We start from the raw sequence: 22,683 nt of genomic DNA on the forward strand, positions 1-22,683 counted from the left end.
GGCGGCGCATCTGCAGGCTGTCCAAGCCCGCGCAGGCGGGCTTGGAGCCGCAGCCTTCAGCCCCGGGGGGGCCGCTGCGCCTGCGGTCCGGCAAAGCCGGTCCCGCGGCCCCGGCTTGAAAGACGAGGCTCCGTCGGAAGGCGGCCTTCGACAGGCTGAGGACGAACGGGGAAGTGTGGCGAGCGTAAGGTCCAGGTCAGTGCCGCCACCGATGCTGCTGTCCTTGAGGGTGCGCGAGCTTGAACTTAAAAACCGCGTCGTGGTTTCGCCGATGGCGATGTACAGCGCCATTGACGGTGTACCGCAGGATTTCCATCTGGTGCACCTGGGCGCCCGGGCGCTGGGCGGCGCCGCGCTGGTGTTTGTGGAAATGACCGCGCCTTGCCCCGAGGGCCGCATCACGCCGGGCTGCACCGGCCTGTGGAACGAGGCGCAGATGCAGGCGTTCAAGCGGATTGTCGATTTTGCGCACGCATCGGGCGCGGGCGCCAAAATGGGGTTGCAACTGGGCCACAGCGGCCCCAAAGGCTCGACCCAGGTTGGCTGGGAAACACCTGACGAGCCGCTGCCCGAAGGCAACTGGCCATTGCTGGCCGCCAGCACCGTGGCCTATGGCCCGAACAACCAGGTGCCGCAGGCCATGACGCGCGCCGACATGGACCGCCTCAAGGCCCAATTCGCCCAATCCACCCGCTACGCCGTGGACGCCGGTTTTGACTGGCTGGAGTTGCACTGCGCGCACGGCTATCTGCTGTCGAGCTTCATCACGCCGCTGACCAACCAGCGCAGCGACGCGTATGGCGGCAGCCTGGAAAACCGCTGCCGCTACCCACTCGAAGTATTCAGCGCGATGCGGGCGGCGTGGCCGGAGCACCTGCCGATGAGCGTGCGCATTTCGGCCCACGACTGGGCGCCCGGCGGCAACACGGCCGACGATGCGGTGGCCATGGCACGGCTGTTCAAGGCGGCCGGCTGCGACTTCATCGACGTCTCGTCGGGCCAGACCACGCGCGCCGCCAGGCCGGTGTACGGGCGCATGTACCAGACGCCGTTTGCCGACCGCATCCGCAACGAGGTCGGCATCCAGACGATCGCGGTTGGCGCGATTTCGCAAGCCGACCAGGTCAACAGCATCATTGCGGCCGGCCGGGCTGACCTGTGCGCGCTGGGCCGGCCACACCTGGCCGACCCGGCCTGGACGCTGCATGAAGCGGCCAGGCTGCAAAGCCGGCAGGTCCACTGGCCCCCACCCTACCTGAGGGGCCGGGATCAGCTTTACCGCGAAATTCTCAAGCAAAAAGAGGCTTAAGCCCAATGATTACGTTGACTAGTAGCTATTAAAAAAATAGCGTAATTATTTAGAACGGCAAGGCAAAAGAAATGGACATGGAAGCACGAGGCCACAGCGAACATCCCGAAGCCCTGCGGCTCTGGCTTCGGCTGCTGACCTGCACCCAGCTGGTGGAAAAGCAGGTGCGCAGCCAGTTGCGCGCGCAGTTTGACACCACCCTGCCCCGCTTTGACCTGATGGCCCAGCTGGAACGCCACCCCGAAGGCCTGAAGATGAACGAGCTGTCGCGCCGCATGATGGTGACGGGCGGCAACGTCACCGGCATCACCGACCAGCTGGTGACCGAAGGACTGGTGGAACGCGTGGACGTGGCCGGCGACCGCCGCGCCTACCGCGTGCGCCTGACGCCGCACGGGCGCACGCTGTTTGGCGAGATGGCGCGCCAGCATGAGGCCTGGATCGTGGCCGCCTTTGCGCCTCTTTTGCCCAGCGAAGTCACAAGCCTGCACCAACTGCTGGGCAAGATCAAACAGCACCACAACCCCGACAGCCCCCTGAACGACGACACCCTTGAGGACCCTGCATGAAGCACTACATTCCCGACGGCAACCCCATGCGCCCGCAGTTTGACGCCCTGGCCCACTACGAGGCGCAGCATTTCGCCTACGCGTTTGCGGACGGCGTGGCGACGCTGACGCTGAACCGACCCGAGCGGAAAAATCCGCTGAGCTTTGCGTCTTATGCCGAGTTGCGCAACCTGTTTCGCGCGCTGGGCAGCGCCACCGATGTCAAGGCGGTCGTGCTCACGGGCGCGGGCGGCAACTTCTGCTCGGGCGGCGACGTGCATGAAATCATTGGCCCGCTGACCCGCATGACCATGCCCGAGCTGCTGGAATTCACCCGCATGACCGGCGACCTGATCAAGGCCATGCGGCTTTGCCCGCAGCCCATCGTGGCGGCGATTGACGGCATTTGCGCCGGTGCCGGCGCCATGATGGCGCTGGCCGCCGACCTGCGGCTGGGCACGGCGCAGGCCAAAACCGCCTTTCTGTTCACACGGGTCGGCCTGGCGGGGGCCGACATGGGCGCCTGCGCGCTGCTGCCGCGCCTGATTGGCCAGGGCCGCGCGTCGGAACTGCTGTTCACGGGCCGCAGCATGACGGCCCAGGAAGGCCTGCAGTGGGGATTTTTCAATGCACTGCATGACCCCGACGCGCTGCCGGGCGCCGCGCACCAGCTGGCGCACACACTGGCCAGCGGCCCCACCTTTGCGCACGGCATGACCAAGACCATGCTGCACCAGGAATGGGCCATGACACTGGACCAGGCGATAGAAGCCGAAGCCCAGGCCCAGGCGATCTGCATGCAGACGCAAGACTTCAAGCGCGCCTACGACGCGTTTGCGGCCAGGCAAAAACCCGTGTTCAAGGGCGACTGACCTGACGCCCACCCCAAGGAAAAGCTGACGCATGAAACCCACCACCGCCCACCTGGAACTGCCCTTTTTTGACGAGGTTCACCGCACGCTCGCGCAGCGGCTGGCCGACTGGACCGTGCTGCAGCAAGTCGATGAAACCGACGACCGCCAGGCCTGCAAGGAATGGGTGCGGCGGCTGGGCGCGCACGGCTGGCTGCGCTACTGCGTGCCGGCGGGCCCCGACGGCGCCTGGGGCGGCGCACTCGACAGGCTGGACTCCCGGGCGCTGGTGGTTCTGCGCGAAACGCTGGCGTTTCATTCGCCGCTGGCCGATTTTGCGTTTGCAATGCAAGGACTGGGCAGCGGCGCCATCACGCTGGCCGGCACACCCGCGCAGCAGGCAGCCTATTTGCCGCAGGTGGCCAGCGGCGCCAAAATCGCCGCGTTTGCGCTGAGCGAAGCTGACGCCGGATCCGACGCAGGCGCCATGACGACCCACGCCATGGCAGGTGCCGGCGGATGGACGATCAACGGCAGCAAGACCTGGATCAGCAATGGCGGCCTGGCGGACTTTTACGTCACCTTTGCCAAAACCGATCGCACCGCCGGCACACGCGGCATCACCGCCTTCATCGTGGACGCCGACAACGGCGGGCTGGACAGCAGCGCGCACATCGCCGTGATGTCGCCGCACCCGCTGGCCACGCTCGCGTTCACCGATTGCCGGCTGGATGGCCGCGCACAGCTAGGCACATTGAACGGCGGCTTCAAACTGGCGATGCAGACGCTGGACATTTTTCGCGCCTCGGTGGCGGGTGCTGCGCTGGGCATGGCGCGCCGCGCGCTGGCCGAAGCGGTGCAGCATGCCAGGACGCGCAAGATGTTCGGCCAGACGCTGGCCGACTTTCAGCTGACACAGGCGAAAATCGGCGAAATGGCCGCGCTGGTGGATGCCGCGGCCCTGCTGACCTACCGGGCCGCCTGGCTGCGCGACGAAGGCGAACGGCTGGGCCGCAATGTGCGGGTGACCGCCGAAGCGGCCATGGCCAAAATGACGGCCACCGAAAATGCGCAGCGCGTGATCGACATGGCGCTGCAACTGCACGGCGGCCTGGGTGTCAAGGTCGGCACCAAGGTGGAAAGCCTGTATCGCGACATCCGCGCGCTGCGCATTTACGAAGGCGCCACCGAAATCCAGCAACTCATCATTGGCAAGGCGGTACTGCAATCATGACGCCCCGCACACCAGCGGCGCCGTCCGCGCAAATCGACCGCTTTGTGCATGAGCGCCTGCCACCGCCGGAGCAGTCGCCCCGGCTGGCCTACCCGCTGCCCGAACTGGTGATTCCCGGCCAGGCCAATCTGGTTGAAACCCTGTTTAAAAAGGCGCTCCAGCAAGGCCATGCCGACCGGCCCATGCTGCGCTCGGACGCCTGCACGCTAACTTACGCCGACGCACAGCGGCGCGTGAACCAGATCGCGCAGGTGCTGACGCAAGACTTCAAGCTGGTGCCGGGCAACCGGGTGTTGCTGCGCGGCGGCAACAGCATCGAGATGGCGCTGGCCTGGCTGGGCGTGGTGCAGGCCGGCCTGATCGCGGTGGCGAGCATGCCGCTGCTGCGCGCCAAGGAGCTGGGCGAGATCCTTGACAAGGCGCAACCGGCGCTGGCACTGTGCGATGCCGGACTGCGTGAAGAGCTGCAAAAGGCACGGGCGCAGGCGCAGAGCGGCGCGCTGCAGACCATCATTGCACTGAATGCCGCAGACTCGCCCGGGGCGCTGGCCGCAATGGCTGCACAAAAGAGTGGCCAGTGCGCGCCCTGCCCCACATCGGCGGACGACATCGCGTTGATGGCCTTCACATCGGGCACCACCGGCCACCCAAAAGCCGCCGTGCACACGCACCGCGACGTGCTGGCCGCCTGCGAGGCCTGGCCGCGCCATGTGCTCAAGGCCAGCCCCGACGACATCGTGATCGGTTCGCCGCCGCTGGCTTTCACCTTTGGCCTGGGCGGCCTGCTGGTGTTTCCGATGTGGGCCGGCGCGTCGGTGTACTACCCGTCCATCAGCTACACGCCCGAGGCCATGGTCCAGCTGATCAAGCAGGTCGGTGCCACGATCTGCTACACGGCCCCGACGTTTTACCGCCAGATGGCGCCGTTTGCAAAACGCCATGGCGTCCCCGGATTACGACTGTGCGTGAGCGCTGGCGAGGGCCTGCCCGATGCCACGCGCCAACTCTGGAAAGACGCCAGCGGGATTGAGATGACGGACGGCATAGGCGCCACGGAAATGTTTCACATCTTCATCTCCTCGGCCGGCGACCAGGTTAGACGCGGCGCCGTGGGCCGGGTGGTGCCGGGCTACAGCGCCAGGGTGGTCGATGACCAAGGGGTGGAAGTGCCGCGCGGAACGCTGGGCCGGCTGGCGGTGATCGGCCCAACCGGCTGCCGCTACCTGGACGACCCGCGCCAGGCCCGCTACGTCCAGGGCGGATGGAACTATCCGGGCGACGCGTTCGTGCAGGATGCCGATGGCTATTTTTTCTACCAGGCGCGCGCCGACGACCTGATCATCACCTCGGGCTACAACGTGGCCGGGCCTGAAGTGGAAGACGCCTTGCTCAACCACCCGGCGGTGGCAGAGTGCGCCGTGGTCGGACTGCCCGACGAGGCACGCGGCATGCTGGTCAAGGCCTTCGTGGTGCTCAAACCCGGCCATGTCGGCGATGCCGCCATGGTCAAGGCGCTGCAAGACCATGTCAAGGCCGCACTCGCGCCTTTCAAGTATCCGCGCCAGATCGAGTTCCTCGCCAAACTGCCGCGCACCGAAACCGGAAAACTACAACGCTTCAAGCTGCGCCAGCCATGATGTTCACGACTCAAAAACAGGTGCGCTTTCACCACTGCGACCCGGCCGGCATTGTTTTCTATCCGCAGTACTTTTACCTGCTGCACGAAGTGCAGGAAGACTTTCTGGCCCACATCGGGTTTCCGGAGCATGCACTGATTGCAGGCGGCCACGGCCTGCCCATCATCGACCTGAAAACCGAATTCCTCGGCATGTGCCGTCACGGGGAAAACCTCACAATGACGCTGGCGTTGACCCGCATTGGCAGCACCAGCATCGGCATGCGCTACCAGATTCACGGCGCACCGTCCGCGCCCGGACAGGCAACGTCACTTCGCCTGAACGCGCACGGTGTAGTGGTTTATCTGGCGCTGTCGCCGGGCCGGGCGGTGCGCATTCCCGATGCCCTGCGCAGCGCCTTGCACCCCTATCTGCAAACAACACCCGGCAAAACATGATCACCAGAATTCAACCGCCCGACTGGGCTGAACCCAAAGGCTACGCCAACGGCATCCTCGCACGCGGCACGCTGCTTTTTGTAGGCGGGCAGATCGGCTGGAACGCAGCACAGCAGTTCGAAAGCGATGATTTCGTGGCGCAGACCCGGCAGACGCTGCAAAACATTGCAGCGGTGCTGCGGGCCGGCGGCGCCGGTCCCGAGAACATGGTCCGCATGACCTGGTACGTGGTCGACCGCCTGGAATATGCCGCCAGGCTCAAGGAAGTGGGCGGCGTCTACCGGGAGGTGATGGGCAAGAATTTCCCGGCCATGACCTGCGTGCAGGTGGCCGGGCTGGTGGAAGCGCGTGCGCGGGTCGAAATAGAAGTCACTGCAGTACTGCCCGACTAGCGCAGCCTTGCCTTTCGGACCTCCACACCTGTGCAGTATCACTTTCCAGTTTTCTGTGAACCCTGCGTAGCAAAGCGTTGAGGCACCAAAATCCAGTCCGTCAGGGTCGCTTTTATTTTCAAGGCAATAAAGTCATGGCCTTACGCGGGAGGCAGTAGAACTGTGGGAAGCAAACTATGTGCTGCTACTGCGGGCGACCAAAAAAAAGCCTACTTAAAGTAGGCTTTTTTAACAAGCTTTTCAGCTTGCATATTGGTTGCGCGGGCAAGATTTGAACTTACGACCTTTGGGTTATGAGCCCAACGAGCTACCAGGCTGCTCCACCGCGCGGTATTTGATAATTATAGCTTACTTTGCCTTGGCTGCGTCAACTACTTGCTCTTCGGCCACATCAGGGCGGTCAACCAGTTCGACCAATGCCATCGGTGCATTGTCGCCAACACGGAAACCCATCTTGAGGATACGCGTGTAGCCACCAGGACGAGCCTTGTAGCGTGGACCCAGTTCAGCAAAGAGCTTGACGACCATGTCACGATCACGCAGACGGTCAAACGCCAGACGTTTGTTAGCCAGCGTAGGCTCTTTGGCCAGGGTGATCATCGGCTCGACAACGCGGCGCAATTCCTTGGCTTTGGGCAGCGTGGTCTTGATGACTTCATGCTGAAGCAATGAATTCATCATGTTGCGCAGCATCGCAAGGCGGTGTGAGCTTGTGCGGTTTAATTTACGTAGTCCGTGTCCGTGTCGCATAGTGCTTCCTTTATTTAATTTCGAGACAGCCGTATCAGGTACTGCCCGTGCACTTCATCATCCGAAGATGAAACTTTTAATTAATTAACGCTTGTCGAGGCCGGCAGGCGGCCAGCTTTCAAGGCGCATTCCCAGTGTCAGGCCGCGAGAGGCCAGAACTTCCTTGATCTCATTGAGAGATTTCCGGCCCAAATTGGGGGTCTTCAACAACTCATTCTCGGTGCGCTGAATCAGATCGCCAATGTAGTAGATGTTTTCTGCTTTCAGGCAGTTTGCCGAACGCACCGTCAACTCGAGCTCGTCAACAGGACGCAGCAAAATCGGGTCGAACTGCTGTGAACTGCGCTGAACCGGTGCATCAAATGCCGCCAATTCATTGCCTTCCAACTGCGCGAACACTGCAAGCTGCTCCACCAGAATCTTGGCCGATGCACGCACAGCGTCTTCCGCTGTGACGGCACCATTGGTCTCAATGTCCAGCACCAGCTTGTCGAGATCGGTACGCTGTTCAACACGCGCGCTTTCAACGATATAGCTCACCCGCTTGACAGGCGAAAACGACGCATCCAGCACAATCCGGCCGATCGACTTCGGCGACTCGTCACCGTAGCGGCGAATCGTGCCCGGCACATAGCCACGGCCGTTTTCAACCTTGATCTGCATATCGATCTTGCCACCCTGGGACAAGTTCACGATCACGTGTTCCGGGTTGACGATTTCGACATCGTGCGGCGTCTGAATATCAGCCGCCGTCACAGGGCCTTCGCCGTCCATGCGCAAACTCAAGGTCACTTCATCACGGTTGTGCAGCTTGAAAACCACCCCTTTGAGGTTCAACAAAATGTTAACAACATCTTCCTGAACGCCATCAATGGATGAGTACTCGTGCAAAACGCCTGCGATAGTCACTTCGGTTGCTGCGTGACCGACCATTGACGACAAAAGCACGCGACGCAGGGCGTTGCCCAGCGTGTGGCCGTAACCACGCTCGAACGGCTCTAAGGTCACCTTGGCACGGTTGGCGCCAAGTTGCTCAACATTGATAGTTTTTGGTTTTAACAAATTTGTTTGCATGCAGTCTTCCTCTCAATACCCTCGGCTCGTTACACCGATAAGGCTGGCGAAGCACACCTGGCGATACGGCGCACCGTATCGCAGGAACGAAAATTAGCGTGAGTACAACTCGACAATCAACGACTCGTTGACGTCAGCAGCGAACTCATCACGGTCAGGCACCTTCTTGAAGACGCCTTCGCCTTTGTCAGAATTCACATCGACCCATGCAGGCATGCCCACTTGCATAGCCAACTGAAGTGCCTCGGCGACACGGGTCTGCTTCTTCGACTTTTCACGCACAGCGATCACATCACCGGCCTTGACCATGTAAGACGGGATGTTCACGGAATGTCCGTTCACCGTCATGGCCTTGTGGGAAACCAGCTGACGCGCTTCTGCGCGCGTGGAGCCAAAACCCATGCGGTATACAACGTTGTCGAGACGTGTTTCCAGGATGGACAACAAATTCGCGCCAGTGTTGCCTTTGCGGCGATCAGCTTCTTCGAAATAACGGCGAAACTGCTTTTCCAACACGCCGTACATGCGTTTTACTTTTTGTTTTTCACGCAGCTGCAGACCGTAATCGGACGTGCGGGTGCCGGAAGTACGGCCATGCTGACCTGGCTTGGAGTCGAATTTGGCCTTGTCGCTGATGGAACGACGTGCGCTCTTCAGGAAAAGATCGGTGCCTTCACGGCGGGAAAGTTTGGCCTTGGGGCCGAGGTAACGTGCCACTTGAATATCCTTTTGTCATCTGCTGCAATTACTGCAGGAGCCGTAGGTAGCAACCTGACGGCGGTGGGCTTTGATTAAACGCCAAACACGGCTAGCTCGAAAAACAAGCTAGCCGTGTTTAACAATGAAATTAAATACGACGGCGCTTCTGGGGGCGGCAGCCGTTGTGCGGAACCGGCGTCACGTCAGCAATCGAATTAATCCGAATGCCAAGCGCACCCAGCGCACGAACAGAAGATTCACGGCCAGGACCAGGACCCTTGATTTCAACATCGAGGTTCTTGATGCCTTGCTCGATCGCAGCGCGACCAGCAACTTCTGATGCTACCTGAGCTGCAAATGGAGTCGATTTACGCGATCCCTTGAAACCTTGGCCACCTGACGATGCCCATGACAAGGCGTTGCCCTGGCGATCGGTAATCGTGATGATGGTGTTGTTGAAAGAAGCGTGGACGTGGGCGATGCCATCGGCTACGTTCTTGCGAACTTTCTTGCGGACGCGCTGAGCAGCGCTGTTATTGGGTGATTTTGCCATGACGACCTCTCAATTATTTCTTCAAAGACGCAGCAGCCTTACGCGGACCCTTGCGGGTGCGAGCGTTCGTCCGAGTGCGTTGGCCACGCATGGGCAAGCCACGACGATGACGGAAACCGCGGTAGCAACCAATATCCATCAGGCGCTTGATATTCATCGTGGTTTCACGACGCAAATCACCTTCGATGGTAAACAGAGCGATCTGGTCCCGGATTTTTTCCAGGTCACCGTCGGTCAGGTCTTTGATTTTTTTGGCGTAGTCAATCTCGCATGCTTCGCAAATTTTGCGAGCGCGCGTGCGACCAATGCCAAAAATTGCAGTCAAGCCGATTTCGGCGTGCTTCTGCGGCGGAATGTTGATACCAGCAATACGAGCCATGTGCGTCCTCTAAATCTCTTAAAAATCAGCCTTGGCGCTGTTTGTGACGTGGATCTGTGCAGATCACGCGGACAACGCCCTTGCGACGGATGATTTTGCAGTTGCGGCAAATTTTCTTGACCGAAGCTGAAACTCTCATTTGTTTCTCCTAAACTCTTACGTTGTACTTACTTGGCAGGGACCAAAATCCGTGCACGTGATAAATCGTGTGGGCTACTTCAAGCACAACGACGTTATGTCTTGAAATTCGCCTTTTTCAGCAGCGACTCATATTGTTGTGACATCAGATAATTCTGCACCTGGGCCATGAAATCCATGGTTACCACAACAATAATCATCAACGACGTACCGCCAAAATAAAACGGCACGTTGTACTTCAAAATCAGAAACTCAGGCAACAGGCAGACAAAAGTGATGTAGATCGCCCCGGCAAGGGTCAGTCGCACCAGAATCTTGTCTATGTAGCGTGCCGTTTGATCCCCAGGACGTATGCCCGGAATAAACGCACCACTCTTTTTCAAGTTATCTGCAGTTTCACGGCTGTTAAAGACCAGCGCGGTGTAGAAGAAGCAAAAGAAGATGATCGCGCTTGCATAAAGCATCACATAAACCGGCTGACCAGGTGACAGGGTGCTGGCGATGTCTCTCAACCAGCGCATGCTTTCACCCGTGCTAAACCAACCCACTAGTGTAGCCGGTAACAGGATGATTGACGACGCAAAGATGGGAGGAATTACACCCGCCATGTTCAGCTTGAGCGGCAAATGCGAAGACTGACCGCCGTACACCTTGTTGCCAACCTGCCGGCGAGCGTAATTCACCAGAATCTTGCGTTGCCCACGTTCGACGAACACCACAAAGTAAGTGACCAATGCGATCACCAACACAATGACGATCGCAATGAGAATACTCATCGCGCCGGTTCGGACCAACTCAAGCAATCCACCCATCGCACTTGGCAAGCCAGCTGCAATACCCGCGAAAATCAGTATCGAAATACCGTTCCCCAGTCCCCGCTCAGTGATCTGTTCACCCAGCCACATCAAGAACATCGTACCTGCCGTAAGGCTGAATACCGCTGTCATCCGGAAGCCGAAGCCGGGATCAAGCACCAGGCCAGGTGAGCTTTCCAGCGCAACCGCAATACCCACGGACTGGAATAAAGCCAGTGCCAAGGTACCGTAACGCGTGTACTGGGTGATCTTGCGACGTCCGCTTTCACCCTCTTTTTTCATCTGCTCGAATGTCGGAACGACATACGTGAGCAGCTGCATGATGATGGAAGCCGAAATATACGGCATGATCCCCAAGGCAAAGACTGTGAATCTGGACAAGGCCCCGCCAGAGAACATATTGAATAAATTCAATATGCCGCCCTGTTGTCCCTTGAACAGCTCTTTAAGTTGCCCCGGATCTATGCCTGGTACTGGAATGTGAGCACCGACACGGTACACGACCAGTGCCAGCAGCAAAAACACAAGCCTGCTGCGCAAGTCACCGTACTTGCCGGTTTTTGCAATTTGAGCTGAGTTGGTTGCCACTGATTGATCCCGTCAAATATTAAGCAACAGAGCCGCCGGCGGCTTCAATGATCACCTTGGCGCCTGCAGTGGCAGAAATGCCATTGAGCTTGACCGCCTTGGACAACTCGCCCGACTTGATCACTTTGACGTTCTTGATCATCTGACCCACCAGGCCAGACTGCTTCAGCGTCAACAGATCAACTTCAGCCAAGCCCAGACGCTCCAGCGCGTCAAGTGTGACCTCGGCGTTGAACTTGAGCAAATGCGACTTGAAACCGCGCTTTGGCAAACGGCGATGCATAGGCATCTGACCGCCTTCAAAGCCGACCTTGTGATAGCCACCCGAACGGGACTTTTGTCCCTTGTGACCACGTCCTGCCGTTTTGCCCAGGCCAGAGCCGATGCCGCGACCGACACGTCGCTTGGCATGTTTTGCGCCTTGGCTAGGCTTGATTCCGTTCAATTCCATGGTGAGTCTCCGCTCAGATAACCTTGACCAGATAACTGATCTTGTTGATCATGCCGCGCACTGCAGGGGTATCCTGCAATTCGCTGACACTATTGATGCCCCGCAGGCCCAGACCACGCACTGTAGCGCGGTGTGATTCCTTGGTGCCAATCGGGCTGCGAATCAGCTGGACTTTTACTTTGGTTTCTATGGTCATTTAATTGCCCGCCTTAGCCGAAGATGTCTTCGACTGATTTGCCACGCTTGGCCGCAATGTCGGAAGCAGTGGTAGAGTTTTTCAGTGCGTCCATGGTGGCGCGCACCATGTTGTAAGGGTTGCTCGAACCATGGCTTTTTGCCACGATGTCGGTAATGCCCATGACTTCGAATACTGCGCGCATTGGTCCGCCAGCAATGATGCCGGTACCCTTGGGAGCTGGCGCCATCATGACGTTGGCTGCACCGTGGTGACCGAATACATTGTGGTGAAGCGTGCCGTTCTTCAATGACACTTTGGTCATGTTGCGACGCGCTTCTTCCATGGCTTTTTGCACAGCTGCAGGCACTTCTTTCGACTTGCCCTTGCCCATGCCAACGCGACCTTCACCGTCACCGACCACTGTGAGTGCGGCAAAACCGAGGATACGGCCGCCCTTCACCACTTTGGTCACGCGGTTGATCGCGATCATCTTTTCCTTCAGACCATCGTCTGGAGCGTCGTTTTGCGATTTTGCTTGAAACTTAGCCATACTTAATTCCAGTCTGCTTAGAACTGCAAACCAGCTTCGCGGGCCGCATCAGCCAGCGCTTTAACGCGGCCATGGTACGCAAAACCGGCGCGATCGAACGCCACTTTTTCTACACCTGCTGCTTTTGCTTTTTCAGCAATGCGCTTGCCAATGGCCTGCGCAGCAGCAACGTTTCCACCTTTACCCGACGCGCCGATTTCCTTGCGCATTTCCACTTCAGCAGTGGATGCAGCGGCCAGGACCTTGGTGCCGTCGCCAGAAATAACACTGGCGTAAATGTGAAGATTCGTGCGGTTTACGGTCAAACGGGCAACACCTTGCGTAGCAATGCGAATGCGGGTCTGGCGTGAACGACGAAGGCGCTGCTCTTTTTTGGTCAACATGATGCAGCTCCTTATTTCTTCTTGGTTTCTTTGATCGTGATTTTTTCATCCGAGTAACGGATGCCCTTGCCTTTGTAAGGCTCAGGAGGACGAACTGCACGCACTTCAGCGGCAATCTGGCCTACACGTTGGCGATCGGAACCCTTGATGACCACTTCGGTGGGCGTTGGGGTCGCGACCGTGATGCCCGCAGGCATGTCCATGACCACAGGGTGCGAATAGCCCACCGTGAGGTTCAGCTTGGCGCCTTGCGCCTGGGCCTTGTAACCCACGCCAACCAGGCTGAGCTTTTTCTCAAAGCCTTTGGTCACGCCGGTCACCATGTTGTTCACGAGCTGACGCATCGTGCCGCTCATGGCGTTCGCTTGACGCGAATCGTTGGCAGGTGCAAAGGTCAACTGGCCGGCATCATTCTTGATGGCGACGAGCGCGTTTTGCGTCAAGGCCAGGGCGCCCAGCGCGCCCTTGACGTTGATCTGGTTATCTTTGATCGCCACGTCGACACCCGCAGGGATGGCAACTGGCATTTTTCCTACACGAGACATTTCAGTTTCTCCTCAATGCCGCCGTTAGGCCACGTAGCACAGCACTTCACCACCGATACCGGTAGCGCGCGCCTTGCGATCCGTCATGACGCCCTGGGGCGTCGTGACAATTGCCACACCAAGGCCATTCATGACCTGGGGAATGGCGCCATGACCTTTGTAGACGCGCAGGCCCGGGCGGCTGACGCGCTCAATGCGCTCAATCACGGGGCTGCCTGCGTAATACTTCAGGGCGATTTCCAGTTGGGGCTTGCCATCGTTAGCCTTGACGGAGAAGCCATCAATGTAGCCCTCATCCTTCAAAACCTGTGCAATGGCGACTTTGACTTTTGACGAGGGCACCAGCACAACGGCTTTTTCAACCATTTGTGCATTGCGGATGCGTGTCAACATGTCGGCGATAGGATCACTCATACTCATTGGGGGTTCTCCTATTGCTTACCAGCTTGCCTTGGTGATACCAGGGATATCACCAGCAAAAGCCAATTCGCGAATTTTGGCGCGAGCCAAACCAAATTGACGGAACGTGCCGCGTGGGCGACCCGTGATTGCGCAGCGGTTACGCTGGCGCGTCGGATTCGCGTTGCGGGGCAACTTTTGCAACTCCAGGCGGGCCAGGGCGCGCTCGTCGTCGGTGCGTTTGAAATCGTTGGCGATTGCCTTGAATTCAGCGTGCTTTTTAGCAAACTTGGCGACGAGTTTGTCGCGCTTCAGTTCACGTTGCAGTAGGGCTTGTTTTGCCATCTTGCGCCTTCAGTTCTTGAACGGAAAACGGAAGGCGGTGAGCAGTGCTTTGCACTCTTCATCGGTCTTGGCCGTTGTGGTAATGCTGATATTGAGACCGCGCAAGGCGTCAACCTTGTCGTACTCAATTTCAGGGAAAATAATCTGCTCTTTCACGCCGATGTTGTAGTTGCCGCGGCCATCAAAGGCCCGACCGGAAATACCGCGGAAGTCACGAACGCGGGGCAAAGCCACGGTCACGAAACGATCCAGGAATTCGTACATCTTCACGCCGCGCAAAGTCACCATGCAGCCGATCGGCAGATCTTCACGGATCTTGAATCCGGCGATTGCCTTGCGGGCCTTGGTCACAACAGGCTTCTGGCCAGCAATTTTGGTCATGTCACCAACTGCACTGTCCATCACTTTTTTATCCGCAACGGCCTCGCTCACACCCATGTTGAGTGTGATCTTGGTGATGCGCGGCACCTGCATGGGTGTCGTGTAGCCAAATTTTTCAATCAGGCCTGGCGCGATTTTTTCGCGGTATTGATCTTGTAAGCGTGCCATGTTTACGCAGCCTTAATTTCGTCGCCGCTGGACTTGAAGACGCGCACTTTTTTGCCGTCAGCCAACAACTTGATACCAACACGATCCGCCTTGCCCGAAGCAGCATTGAAAATAGCTACGTTGGACTGGTGAATCGGCATGCTCTTTTGAACAATGCCACCTGTGGTGCCTTTGAGCGGATTAGGCTTGGTGTGTTTTTTCACCAGGTTGATCCCATCCACCAGCACATAGCTGTCGTCCACGCGCTGCGAAATTGTGCCGCGCTTGCCTTTGTCGCGACCCGTGATCACGATGATCTCGTCGCCTTTGCGAATCTTGTTCATTGCCTTTTGTCCTTACAGAACTTCAGGAGCCAAAGACACGATCTTCATGAACTTTTCAGTGCGCAACTCGCGCGTCACTGGTCCGAAGATGCGGGTGCCGATGGGCTCCAGCTTGGCATTGAGCAGCACTGCTGCATTGCCGTCGAATTTGACGAGCGAGCCATCGCCACGGCGTATGCCTTTGGCGGTGCGAACGACCACAGCACTGTAAACCTCGCCTTTTTTGACGCGGCCACGTGGAGCGGCTTCTTTGATGCTCACCTTGATGACATCACCAACGCTGGCGTACCGGCGCTTGGATCCGCCCAGCACCTTGATGCACATCACGGATTTAGCACCCGTGTTGTCAGCAACATCGAGTTTGGATTGCGTTTGAATCATTTAAATTTAGTCCCAACTTGCACCAGAGAGCAGCCCGCCTTGCGGCAAACCACCAACCAATCAGTCTTGGGCCCGTCGTCCACACTGCAAACCACTTGCAATGCTTCCGCTGGGCAGAAGTCTTCGCCTTTTATAGCGAAGCCCTCGATTATCACCAAATACATATCCTCCGTCAACAATCTTTTGTGAAAATAGTGACCTGTCCATGAAAAAATTCAACATCCGCCTTAAAAATCCCCTTGCGCACCCGTCAACGCTAAAAAGCAGCGCCATGCAAGTCGCCTCCAGGCAGGCAGGATTGCCGCACATGACCCGGGTGTTCGCCGACAGCAGGCCACCGCAACACAGAAACGGAAGCCCATGACGTATTTACTTGCCCTTGACCAGGGCACCTCCAGCACCCGGAGCGTAGTGTTTGACGCGTCAGGTGGCATCCTGGCCATAGCCCAGCAGGAGTTGCCCCAAATCTACCCCCAGCCCGGCTGGGTGGAGCACGACCCTCTGGAGATATGGCGCGCCCAATTGGCCACGGCCCGACAGGTACTGGACAAGGCGGGCCTGAAGGCGCGCGACATCCGGGCGCTGGGCATCGCCAACCAGCGCGAAACCACCGTGGTCTGGCACCGCAAGACAGGCCAGCCCATCCACAATGCCATCGTCTGGCAGGACCGGCGCGCCGAGACCACCTGCGTAGAACTGCGGGCGCAGGGCACAGAGGCGCTGGTCCAGTCCAGAACCGGGCTGCTGATCGATGCCTATTTTTCTGGCACCAAGCTCAAATGGCTGCTCGACCATGTGCCGGGCGCCCGCGCCCAGGCCGCGCGCGGCGAACTGGCCTTTGGCACCATCGACAGCTGGCTGATATGGCAGCTCACCGCCGGCGCGCTGCATGCCACCGACGTCACCAACGCCTCGCGCACCATGCTGTTCAACATACACACCAACCAATGGGATGCCGAACTGCTGGCGCTGCTGGACATCCCCCCGTCCATGATGCCCGAGGTGAAGCCGTCCAGCGCGCACTACGGCGAGGTGCGGCCCGATTTACTGGGCCACACCATCCCGATTGGCGGCGTGGCCGGCGACCAGCAAAGCGCCTCGTTTGGGCAGGCCTGCTTCAAGGCCGGCATGGCCAAGAACACCTATGGCACCGGCTGCTTCCTGCTGATGCACACCGGCACCCGGTTCCAGACCTCGCGCAACGGCCTGCTGACCACCAGCGCGGCCCAAACCGCTGCCAGTGCAGAATTTGCCTTGGAAGGCAGCGTGTTTGTAGGCGGCGCGGTGGTGCAGTGGCTGCGCGACGGTCTGAACGCCATCAAGAGCAGCGCCGAAGTCGAGGCGCTCGCGCAAAGCGTGCCCGACGCTGGCGGCGTGATGATGGTGCCCGCGTTCACCGGCCTGGGCGCGCCCTACTGGAAGCCGGATGCCCGCGGCACCATCACCGGCCTGACGCGCGGCACGACAGCCGCGCATATTGCACGCGCCGCACTTGAAAGCATTGCCTACCAGAGCGCGGCGCTGCTGCAGGCCATGGGCCGCGACGCCGTCAGCGCCGGGGCTGCGCCGGTGTCAGAGTTGCGCGTGGACGGCGGCGCCTCTGTCAACGACTTGCTGATGCAGTTCCAGGCCGACCTGCTTGGCATTCCGGTGGTGCGCCCGGCGGTGACTGAGACCACCGCCCTGGGCGCCGCCTGGCTGGCCGGCCTGTCCAGCGGCGTGTACCGCAACACCGACGAACTGGCCGCCTTGTGGCGGGCCGAGCGTACCTTCTGGCCCACGCTGAGCACCAAGCGCGCGGCCGACCTGATGGCGCAATGGGCGCATGCGGTGCGGCAGACCGTGCTGCAATAGACCTGCCCTGGACGACAATCATGGGCTTGGCAAGTGTTTTCAAAACCACCCTTTTTTAGCGAGTCCACGCGCATGCAGCCCCATATATCCGACAGCAGCAACGAGTCGATCGCCTTCATCGGCGGCGGCAACATGGCCAGCGCCATCATCGGCGGGCTGCTCAAGCGCGGCCTGCCGGCCAGCCAGATCCAGGTCGTCGAGCCGTTTGCCGAGCAGCGGGCCAAACTGGCCCGGCAGTTTCAGGTCGACGTCAGCGAAACCCCCGGCGCCGCGCTCAGCCGCGCCAGCCTGGTGGTCTGGGCCGTCAAGCCCCAAACCTTCCGGGAAGCGGCCGCGCAAACCCGACCGCACACCCAGGCCGCACTGCACCTGAGCGTGGCCGCCGGCATCCGCTCGGACAGCATTGCGGCCTGGCTGGGCACCGAGCGCGTCGTGCGCGCCATGCCCAACACCCCGGCGCTGATCGGCCAGGGCATGACCGCCCTGTTCGCCCGCCCGGCCGTCAGCGAAGCCGAGCGGCAGGCGGTCGAGCGCGTGATCAAGACCACCGGCGACTCCCTGTGGCTGACGCAGGAAGACCAGCTCGATGCCGTCACCGCGCTGTCGGGCTCAGGCCCCGCCTATGTCTTTTACTTCATAGAGGCCATGATCGAGGCCGGCACCGGCATGGGCCTGAGCCCCGAACAGGCGCGCCAACTGGCCATAGGCACTTTTGTCGGCGCATCGGCGCTGGCCAGGGACGCGGCAGAGCCGCCCGAAGTGCTGCGCGCCCGGGTCACCTCCAAAGGCGGCACGACCTACGCGGCGCTCGCGTCCATGGAGCAGGCCGGCCTCAAGGAAAAGTTCATTCAGGCGATGCGTGCCGCCGAGCAGCGCGCCACCGAGATGGGCGACGAGTTCGGCGCAGCCTGAGCCGCTGAACCACATCGCCCGGGTCAGCGCACCGCGTAAGACAGGGCAATACCGGCAAACACCGTGAAGCCCAGCCAGTGGTTCAGGCGAAACGCCCTGAAACAGTCGTCGCGCTGGCGCTTCCTGATCAGCCAGCCGTGCCACAGCGCCTGCAGCACTGCCACGCCAATTGCTATAAAATAGATAGCTGATTGCGCTATATTCATAAGGGCTACAGCCCAAATTGATATGAAAATCAGGTAACTGAGCATGACCCCCGCCACATCGAACCGCCCGAGCGTGATGGCCGAGGTTTTCATGCCGATTTTCAGGTCATCGTCCCGGTCCACCATGGCGTACTCGGTGTCGTAGGCAATCACCCAGAACAAATTGCCCAGCAGCAGCACCCAGGCCAGCAGCGGCACGCGCGACTGCACGGCCGCAAACGCCATCGGAATGCCAAAGCTGAAAGCCACGCCCAGCACCGCCTGCGGCATGGACACATAGCGTTTGGCATAGGGATAGATCAGCGTCACGGCCAGCGCAGCGAATGACAAGGCGATGGTGACTGTATTGGTGGTCAGCACCAGGCCAAACGCCAGCAGCGCCAGCAGCGCGCCCAAGCCCAGCGCCTCTTTGACGGACACCGCGCCGGTGGTCACCGGGCGCCCGGCCGTGCGCTTGACGTGGCGGTCGAATTCGCGGTCGGCCACGTCGTTGACGCAGCAGCCCGCGCTGCGCATCAGGAACGTGCCCAGCGTGAACACCGCGACCAGGTGCCAGCCTGGAAAGCCATGCGCGGCCACCCATAGCGCCGACAGGGTGGGCCACAGCAGCAGCAGCCAACCCGCCGGACGGTTCCAGCGGATCAGCTCTAAATATAGTGCCCCCACGCTTTTCACTTCGTGTAATGCGCTGCCCCCCGAGGGGGCTGTGCTTGCTTGGGGCGGCCCGGCGCGGCGCACGTCGGCTTTCACTTTGCGCTTACTCTTCCAGCAGCGAACGCAGCATCCACGCGGTTTTCTCATGCACCGTCAGGCGCTGCGTCAGCAGATCAGCGGTGGGCTGGTCACCGGCCTTTTCGGCCAGCGGAAACAACTCGCGCGCAGTGCGCGCCACGGCTTCGTGGCCTTCTACAAGAATGCGCACCATGTCCAGCGCCTTGGGCGGCGTGGCGGGTACATCAGGCAGCGACGCCAGCGAACTGAACTGCGCGTAAGAGCCCGGCGCCGGGTGGCCCAGCGAACGGATGCGCTCGGCCACCGGGTCGACCGCGTTCCACAGCTCGGTGTACTGCCCCATGAACATGAAGTGCAGCGTGTTGAACATCGGCCCGGTCACATTCCAGTGGAAGTTGTGGGTCGTCAGGTACAAGGTGTAAGTGTCGGCCAGCAGGTGGCTCAGGCCCTTGGAAATCGCCGTGCGATCTTTGTCACTGATGCCGATACTGATGGACGGGGCGTTTTTGCCATGCAACTTGGCCATGATGTTCCCTTTCGAAATTTAAACAACGACTTTACGCGTTCTGACTGGCACCAGCAACCGCCGCCTATGGACGCCATAGGCCCGCCTCACGACAGCCGCGTAACGCCCGGCAACTCGCAGGCGTAAATCGCGTTGCGCAGCGCGGCAATCGCCTCGTAACGCGTGAAGCTGCGGCGCCAGGCCAGCACCACGCGCCGCGTAGGCACATGGCCTTCAAAGGGCAGGTAGGTGATGTAGGAAGGCTGATCGTCGGCCACCGCGCTTTTGGCCCTGGCCAATTTCTTGCCGGCGAGCGGCTCGGCCAGCGCATCCCTGGGCACGCTCAGGCGCGGCACCAGCGTGACGCCCATGCCGGCTGCCACCATGTGCTTGATGGTCTCCAGCGACGAACCCTCGAAGGTCTTGCGGATGCCGTCGGAGCTGCTGGAAAACCGTGCGAACTCGGGGCAGACTTCCAGCACATGGTCGCGAAAGCAGTGGCCGGTGCCCAGCAGCAGCATGGTTTCCTTCTTGAGCTCGTCGGCCGAAATGCTGCTGCGCGCGGCCAGCGAATGCGTGCTGGGCACGGCCGCCATGAAGGGCTCGTCATACAGCGGCGCAATCGCCAGGTTGGTGTCGGGAAACGGCTCGGCCAGAATGGCGCAGTCGATTTCCCCGGTGCGCAGCTCTTCAAGCAGCTTGACGGTGAAGTTCTCCTGCAGCATCAGCGGCATCTGCGGTGTGCGTTCAATGACTTGCCGCACCAGGTCGGGCAGCAGGTAGGGCGCAATCGTGTAGATCACGCCCAGCCGCAAGGCCCCCGCCAGCGGGTCTTTGCCGCGCCTGGCGATTTCCCGGATGTTGTCCGCCTGCTCCAGCACGCTTTGCGCCTGGCGCACGATGTCCTCGCCCAGCGGCGTCACGGTGATTTCATTGGCGTTGCGCTCGAACAGCTTGACCTGCAACTCTTCTTCCAGCTTCTTGATGGCCACGCTCAGCGTGGGCTGCGAGACATGGCAGGCCTCGGCACCCCGGCCAAAGTGCTTTTCGCGGGCCACGGCCACGATGTATTTGAGTTCGGTCAGGGTCATGGGGTGGATTGTGGCACCCAAGGCCCGAAAAATGCCAGCGCAAGCCACTGGACACCAGCCGAAGCACAATCGACAGCCTATGAGGGGCATCAGGCAAGGCCCTGCCCGTCTCCGCAAAGCCCCATTACTCCGAAAGCAGCCCGCCATGCGCGCCATCAATCTCGCCCGATTTGACCTGGTCTCGATCCGGCTTGCCGTGGCCTGCGCCCAAACCGGCAGCCTGACCGCCGCCGCGCGCGAGGGCCACCTGGCGCTGGCGGCAAGCAGCCGGCGCATTCGCGAGCTTGAAGCCGCGCTGGGAGAGGCGCTGTTCGATCGCCACGCCCGGGGACTGACCCCCACGGCGGCGGGCCGCGTGTTCGTGAAACACGGCCTGACCCTGCTGCAGACCATGGACAGCCTGGGCGGCGAACTGGCCGATTTGCGCCAGGGCATTGCGCGCCACATCCGGCTGGCGGCCAGCACCGCCGCGATCATCCAGTTTTTGCCGCCGCTCATGGCGCGCTACGCGCTGCTGGAGCCCCAACTGCGGGTAGACCTGGAGGAGCAGACCTCGCAAACCGTGGTCGCGTCGCTGCGTGAAGGCCGCGCCGACCTGGGCGTCTTCGTGGAAGGCCCGGACACGGCGGGCTTGAGCACCCGGCTGTTCAAGCACGACGAACTGGTGCTGGTGCTGCCGGCCGGGCACCGGCTGGCGGCGTCGCAAACACCGCTCGCATTCATGGACACGCTGGACGAAGACTGGATCAGCCTGACGACGGGCGCCGCCATGCTGCAACAGCAGCAGCAGGCGGCGCTGGCGGCGAACAAGCCGTTTCGGCTGCGCATGCAGGTGCGCAGCTTTGATGCGGTATGCCATCTGGTGGCCTCGGGCCTGGGCATCGCGGTGCTCCCCAAAGCCGCTGCGCAGCCCACCCTGCGGGCCATGAAACTGAAGTCGCGTCCCCTGCTTGACGACTGGGCCCGGCGCCGCCTGCTGGTGGCCACCACGGCGGGCGAGCGGGACGCCGGCATCAACGCGCTGGTGGACTTCCTGGTCCAGCCTTCGCAAAACGCGAAGGCTGGACGCACCAAGCAGTAATGGACGCCCGCCGGCCCCTGCGGCACACTCCGCAGCCATGACAACACCCCCTGAAACATTGACAAGCCCTGCGCCCCACGCCCAGCCAGGTCCGCTGGCCGGGCTCAAGGTGCTGGAACTGGGCCAATTGATCGCCGGCCCGTTCGCCGCCAAGACACTGGCAGACTTCGGCGCCGAGGTCATCAAGATCGAGCCCCCGGGCAGCGGCGACCCCTTGCGCAAATGGCGCCTGCTCAAGGACGGCACCTCCGTCTGGTGGCAGGTGCAGTCGCGCAACAAGCGCTCGCTGGCACTGGACCTCAGGCAGCCCGAGGCGCAGGCCATCGTGCGGCAACTCGCACAAGAGTCGGACGTGCTGATCGAAAACTTCAGGCCCGGCGCCATGGAAGGCTGGGGCCTGGGCCCTGACGAATTGCTCAAGCGCAATCCACGCCTCGTCATGCTGCGCATCAGCGGCTATGGCCAGACCGGCCCCTACCGCGACCGGCCCGGCTTTGGGGTGGTGGCAGAAGCCATGAGCGGCCTGCGCCACCTGACCGGCGAGCCCGGCGCCGTGCCGGTGCGCGTCGGCGTGAGCATTGGCGACACGCTGGCCGCGCTGCACGGCGTGATCGGCATCCTGCTGGCGCTGCAGCACCGCCATGTGTCGGGCCAGGGCCAGGTGATTGATGTCGCGCTGTATGAAGCGGTGTTTAACTGCATGGAAAGCCTGCTGCCCGAATACAGCGCCTTCGGCGCCGTGCGCGGCCCGGCCGGCAGCGCGCTGCCCGGCATTGCTCCCAGCAATGCCTACC

Annotated in this window: 30 protein-coding genes, 1 tRNA gene and 1 pseudogene; 11 read left to right on the forward strand and 21 right to left on the reverse strand. The window is 60.8% G+C overall.

Annotated features, from left to right (window positions below):
* Positions 1-208: 208 nt before the first annotated feature.
* The 7 genes and pseudogenes from IV091_RS15585 to IV091_RS15615 all read left to right on the forward strand — a co-directional run.
* A pseudogene (locus IV091_RS15585) lies at positions 209-1,309 on the forward strand (bifunctional salicylyl-CoA 5-hydroxylase/oxidoreductase); the annotation flags it as partial.
* Between the two features lie 71 nt (positions 1,310-1,380).
* On the forward strand, positions 1,381-1,878 hold the full coding sequence (locus IV091_RS15590) for a MarR family transcriptional regulator (RefSeq protein WP_293470175.1): 498 nt from the start codon (positions 1,381-1,383) through the stop codon (positions 1,876-1,878).
* Entirely contained in the window at positions 1,875-2,729 is an 855-nt protein-coding gene (locus IV091_RS15595) for an enoyl-CoA hydratase family protein (RefSeq protein WP_293470176.1), read from the forward strand. Before IV091_RS15590 ends, IV091_RS15595 begins: the two co-directional genes overlap by 4 nt.
* 31 nt (positions 2,730-2,760) lie before the next feature.
* Positions 2,761-3,942, forward strand: coding sequence for an acyl-CoA dehydrogenase family protein (locus tag IV091_RS15600; RefSeq protein ID WP_293470177.1), 1,182 nt, complete (start codon positions 2,761-2,763; stop codon positions 3,940-3,942).
* Positions 3,939-5,579 carry an AMP-binding protein gene (locus tag IV091_RS15605; protein ID WP_293470178.1) on the forward strand — a complete coding sequence of 547 codons (1,641 nt, stop codon included), beginning with the start codon at positions 3,939-3,941 and terminating at the stop codon, positions 5,577-5,579. The genes IV091_RS15600 and IV091_RS15605 overlap by 4 nt, the downstream gene beginning before the upstream one ends.
* Positions 5,576-6,016 carry a thioesterase family protein gene (locus tag IV091_RS15610; protein WP_293470179.1) on the forward strand — a complete coding sequence of 147 codons (441 nt, stop codon included), beginning with the start codon at positions 5,576-5,578 and terminating at the stop codon, positions 6,014-6,016. Before IV091_RS15605 ends, IV091_RS15610 begins: the two co-directional genes overlap by 4 nt.
* A complete protein-coding gene (locus IV091_RS15615; RefSeq protein WP_293470180.1) occupies positions 6,013-6,408 on the forward strand; it encodes a RidA family protein in 396 nt (131 codons plus the stop codon). The genes IV091_RS15610 and IV091_RS15615 overlap by 4 nt, the downstream gene beginning before the upstream one ends.
* A gap of 253 nt (positions 6,409-6,661) precedes the next feature.
* Here the strand turns inward: IV091_RS15615 and IV091_RS15620 are convergent.
* The 18 genes from IV091_RS15620 to rplN form a co-directional block, all read right to left on the reverse strand.
* Positions 6,662-6,738, reverse strand: a tRNA-Met gene (locus tag IV091_RS15620).
* Positions 6,739-6,756: 18 nt separating this feature from the next.
* A complete protein-coding gene (gene rplQ / locus IV091_RS15625; protein WP_293470181.1) occupies positions 6,757-7,158 on the reverse strand; it encodes a 50S ribosomal protein L17 in 402 nt (133 codons plus the stop codon).
* Between the two features lie 84 nt (positions 7,159-7,242).
* Positions 7,243-8,232, reverse strand: a complete 990-nt coding sequence (rpoA, locus tag IV091_RS15630; RefSeq protein WP_293470182.1) for a DNA-directed RNA polymerase subunit alpha — start codon at positions 8,230-8,232, stop codon at positions 7,243-7,245.
* Between the two features lie 93 nt (positions 8,233-8,325).
* Positions 8,326-8,949, reverse strand: coding sequence for a 30S ribosomal protein S4 (rpsD, locus tag IV091_RS15635; protein WP_293470183.1), 624 nt, complete (start codon positions 8,947-8,949; stop codon positions 8,326-8,328).
* 130 nt (positions 8,950-9,079) lie between these two features.
* Positions 9,080-9,484 carry a 30S ribosomal protein S11 gene (gene rpsK, locus IV091_RS15640; protein WP_011799771.1) on the reverse strand — a complete coding sequence of 135 codons (405 nt, stop codon included), beginning with the start codon at positions 9,482-9,484 and terminating at the stop codon, positions 9,080-9,082.
* A gap of 13 nt (positions 9,485-9,497) precedes the next feature.
* A complete protein-coding gene (gene rpsM, locus IV091_RS15645; RefSeq protein WP_092003868.1) occupies positions 9,498-9,863 on the reverse strand; it encodes a 30S ribosomal protein S13 in 366 nt (121 codons plus the stop codon).
* Positions 9,864-9,888: 25 nt separating this feature from the next.
* Complete coding sequence (gene rpmJ, locus IV091_RS15650) at positions 9,889-10,002, reverse strand: 50S ribosomal protein L36 (protein ID WP_011481465.1); 114 nt, start codon at positions 10,000-10,002, stop codon at positions 9,889-9,891.
* A 94-nt stretch (positions 10,003-10,096) separates the two neighbouring features.
* Positions 10,097-11,404 (reverse strand): preprotein translocase subunit SecY, encoded by a 1,308-nt coding sequence (gene secY / locus IV091_RS15655; RefSeq protein ID WP_293470184.1) that lies wholly within the window; start codon positions 11,402-11,404, stop codon positions 10,097-10,099.
* Positions 11,405-11,423: 19 nt separating this feature from the next.
* The gene (gene rplO / locus IV091_RS15660) at positions 11,424-11,855 is read right to left on the reverse strand and encodes a 50S ribosomal protein L15 (RefSeq protein ID WP_293470185.1); all 432 of its coding nucleotides are present in this window, start codon (positions 11,853-11,855) and stop codon (positions 11,424-11,426) included.
* Positions 11,856-11,868: 13 nt separating this feature from the next.
* Positions 11,869-12,051 carry a 50S ribosomal protein L30 gene (gene rpmD, locus IV091_RS15665; RefSeq protein ID WP_293470186.1) on the reverse strand — a complete coding sequence of 61 codons (183 nt, stop codon included), beginning with the start codon at positions 12,049-12,051 and terminating at the stop codon, positions 11,869-11,871.
* Positions 12,052-12,064: 13 nt separating this feature from the next.
* Positions 12,065-12,583 (reverse strand): 30S ribosomal protein S5, encoded by a 519-nt coding sequence (rpsE, locus tag IV091_RS15670; RefSeq protein ID WP_293470187.1) that lies wholly within the window; start codon positions 12,581-12,583, stop codon positions 12,065-12,067.
* 17 nt (positions 12,584-12,600) lie between these two features.
* Positions 12,601-12,966 carry a 50S ribosomal protein L18 gene (rplR, locus tag IV091_RS15675; RefSeq protein WP_293470188.1) on the reverse strand — a complete coding sequence of 122 codons (366 nt, stop codon included), beginning with the start codon at positions 12,964-12,966 and terminating at the stop codon, positions 12,601-12,603.
* 11 nt (positions 12,967-12,977) lie between these two features.
* The gene (rplF, locus tag IV091_RS15680; RefSeq protein WP_293470189.1) at positions 12,978-13,511 is read right to left on the reverse strand and encodes a 50S ribosomal protein L6; all 534 of its coding nucleotides are present in this window, start codon (positions 13,509-13,511) and stop codon (positions 12,978-12,980) included.
* Between the two features lie 24 nt (positions 13,512-13,535).
* Positions 13,536-13,931, reverse strand: coding sequence for a 30S ribosomal protein S8 (gene rpsH / locus IV091_RS15685; protein WP_293470190.1), 396 nt, complete (start codon positions 13,929-13,931; stop codon positions 13,536-13,538).
* Between the two features lie 18 nt (positions 13,932-13,949).
* Positions 13,950-14,255, reverse strand: coding sequence for a 30S ribosomal protein S14 (gene rpsN / locus IV091_RS15690; RefSeq protein WP_011799762.1), 306 nt, complete (start codon positions 14,253-14,255; stop codon positions 13,950-13,952).
* Between the two features lie 9 nt (positions 14,256-14,264).
* Positions 14,265-14,804 carry a 50S ribosomal protein L5 gene (rplE, locus tag IV091_RS15695; RefSeq protein WP_293470191.1) on the reverse strand — a complete coding sequence of 180 codons (540 nt, stop codon included), beginning with the start codon at positions 14,802-14,804 and terminating at the stop codon, positions 14,265-14,267.
* A gap of 2 nt (positions 14,805-14,806) precedes the next feature.
* Positions 14,807-15,127 carry a 50S ribosomal protein L24 gene (gene rplX, locus IV091_RS15700; protein WP_293470192.1) on the reverse strand — a complete coding sequence of 107 codons (321 nt, stop codon included), beginning with the start codon at positions 15,125-15,127 and terminating at the stop codon, positions 14,807-14,809.
* A gap of 12 nt (positions 15,128-15,139) precedes the next feature.
* Positions 15,140-15,508 carry a 50S ribosomal protein L14 gene (rplN, locus tag IV091_RS15705; RefSeq protein ID WP_007869247.1) on the reverse strand — a complete coding sequence of 123 codons (369 nt, stop codon included), beginning with the start codon at positions 15,506-15,508 and terminating at the stop codon, positions 15,140-15,142.
* A 360-nt stretch (positions 15,509-15,868) separates the two neighbouring features.
* Between rplN and glpK the strand changes: the two genes are divergently transcribed.
* Together glpK and proC are read left to right on the forward strand one after the other, a co-directional pair.
* On the forward strand, positions 15,869-17,362 hold the full coding sequence (gene glpK, locus IV091_RS15710; RefSeq protein WP_293470193.1) for a glycerol kinase GlpK: 1,494 nt from the start codon (positions 15,869-15,871) through the stop codon (positions 17,360-17,362).
* A gap of 72 nt (positions 17,363-17,434) precedes the next feature.
* Positions 17,435-18,274, forward strand: coding sequence for a pyrroline-5-carboxylate reductase (proC, locus tag IV091_RS15715; RefSeq protein ID WP_293470194.1), 840 nt, complete (start codon positions 17,435-17,437; stop codon positions 18,272-18,274).
* 23 nt (positions 18,275-18,297) lie between these two features.
* Here the strand turns inward: proC and ubiA are convergent, their stop codons facing one another.
* The 3 genes from ubiA to IV091_RS15730 all read right to left on the reverse strand — a co-directional run bounded on the left by ubiA (position 18,298) and on the right by IV091_RS15730 (position 20,808).
* Positions 18,298-19,155: a 4-hydroxybenzoate octaprenyltransferase gene (gene ubiA, locus IV091_RS15720; RefSeq protein ID WP_293470199.1), complete on the reverse strand. Its 858-nt coding sequence runs from the start codon at positions 19,153-19,155 to the stop codon at positions 18,298-18,300.
* A gap of 82 nt (positions 19,156-19,237) precedes the next feature.
* Positions 19,238-19,738, reverse strand: coding sequence for a Dps family protein (locus tag IV091_RS15725; protein WP_293470195.1), 501 nt, complete (start codon positions 19,736-19,738; stop codon positions 19,238-19,240).
* Between the two features lie 86 nt (positions 19,739-19,824).
* Positions 19,825-20,808 carry a hydrogen peroxide-inducible genes activator gene (locus IV091_RS15730; protein WP_293470196.1) on the reverse strand — a complete coding sequence of 328 codons (984 nt, stop codon included), beginning with the start codon at positions 20,806-20,808 and terminating at the stop codon, positions 19,825-19,827.
* A gap of 145 nt (positions 20,809-20,953) precedes the next feature.
* On the opposite strand from IV091_RS15730, the gene IV091_RS15735 reads away from it, so the two are divergent.
* On the forward strand, positions 20,954-21,889 hold the full coding sequence (locus IV091_RS15735) for a LysR family transcriptional regulator (protein ID WP_293470197.1): 936 nt from the start codon (positions 20,954-20,956) through the stop codon (positions 21,887-21,889).
* Between the two features lie 37 nt (positions 21,890-21,926).
* Positions 21,927-22,683: CoA transferase (locus tag IV091_RS15740; protein ID WP_293470198.1), on the forward strand; the 757-nt coding region annotated here is incomplete at its 3' end.

Origin of the sequence: Polaromonas sp. (assembly GCF_018780625.1) — a bacterium.
Taxonomy (GTDB): domain Bacteria; phylum Pseudomonadota; class Gammaproteobacteria; order Burkholderiales; family Burkholderiaceae_C; genus Polaromonas.